Origin of the sequence: Rappaport israeli (genome assembly GCF_001888055.1) — a bacterium.
Taxonomy (GTDB): domain Bacteria; phylum Pseudomonadota; class Gammaproteobacteria; order Cardiobacteriales; family Cardiobacteriaceae; genus Rappaport; species Rappaport israeli.
The window spans coordinates 1-1182 of record NZ_LXHZ01000037.1; the positions used below are offsets into that span (position 1 = coordinate 1).

Consider the following 1182-nt stretch of genomic DNA (forward strand, 5'->3'; position numbering starts at 1 on the left):
TGCGGTGATGCGGTGATGCGGTGATGCGGTGATGCGGTGATGCGGTGATGCGGTGATGCGGTGTGGAATCATGCGCGCCGATGTGTAATATTTTGCTTTTGGAGCATGGCGCGCATTGATTGATTGAGGTGATATTGGGGGTTTTGGTGGTGGTTTAGTCAATATGTTGCACAATTTGCCGCACCATTTCGGCGGAGTGTTTGCCTGCTAGGGTGATAAATTCTTCAAAACTGTGTGAGGCGTCGGAGTCAGCGGTGTCTGAGATGGCGCGGACGATGGCAAAAGGGGTGTTAAATTGATAGCAAGTTTGCGCGATGGCGGCGGCTTCCATTTCTACTGCTAGGGCTTTGGGGAAATCGGTGAGGATTTGTGTGCGCTGTTTGGCGCTGGCTATAAAGCTATCGCCACTAACGACTAAACCGCGATGCACTTTGGCTTGTGAAAAGGCGCTGCTGGCGTGGGTTGCATGGGCGATTAAGGCGCTGTCACAGGGGTAGTAGAGGGGCATTTGCGCCATTTGTCCGCGCTGATAGCCAAAAGCGGTTACATCTACATCGTGATGCGCGGCATTGTCGGCAATAACGACGTCGCCTACTGCCAGCTGGGGCGCTAATCCACCTGCTGACCCTGTGTTGATAATAGCGCGTGCGCCAAAATGTTGGATGAGGAGTGTTGTGCCGATGCTGGCGTTGACTTTGCCAATTCCGCCTTGCATGAGGGCAACGGCTTGACCGTCTAGCCAACCGCAAAAAATCTGCGTACCGCCGAATGTATGTTCGCGGGGGTCTCTGAGCCAAGTGCGCAAAAGAGCGATTTCAGGTTGCATGGCGCCGATGATGGCGATGGGAGATTGGGCGTTGTCGAGCCAATGTGTGTGGTGTTGGGGCATGATTTTTCCAAAAAGCACCATCATACCATTGCATCTTGTTAGTGGGGAGTGGTACGACTTATGGCGGTTTCATATGAAACACAGTGCAATATTGACACACACCGCCAGCCTCGCGCTCCGCCTGTCTGTCAAATGCGCTTAATGCTTAATGCTTAATGCTTAATGCTTAATGCCAAAATCCGCAACCGCCAAACGCCAAAACGCCAAACGCCAAACGCCAAAACGCCAAACGTCAAACGTCAAACGTCAAACGTCAAACGTCAAACGTCAAACGTCAAACGCCAAACGCCAAA

1 protein-coding gene is annotated in these 1182 nt (G+C 52.2%); it reads right to left on the minus strand.

Translation table 11 applies throughout. The annotated features are described in order from the left end of the window. Nucleotides 1-154: 154 nt before the first annotated feature. Entirely contained in the window at nt 155-889 is a 735-nt protein-coding gene (locus tag A5N84_RS09225; protein ID WP_072282141.1) for a 5'-methylthioadenosine/adenosylhomocysteine nucleosidase, read from the minus strand. Between the last annotated feature and the right edge of the window lie 293 nt (nt 890-1182).

What these genes read in the sequence shown, in the direction of transcription:
- A5N84_RS09225 (WP_072282141.1), bottom strand. Translation starts at nt 889, where the DNA reads ATGCCCCAACACCACACACATTGGCTCGACAACGCCCAATCTCCCATC.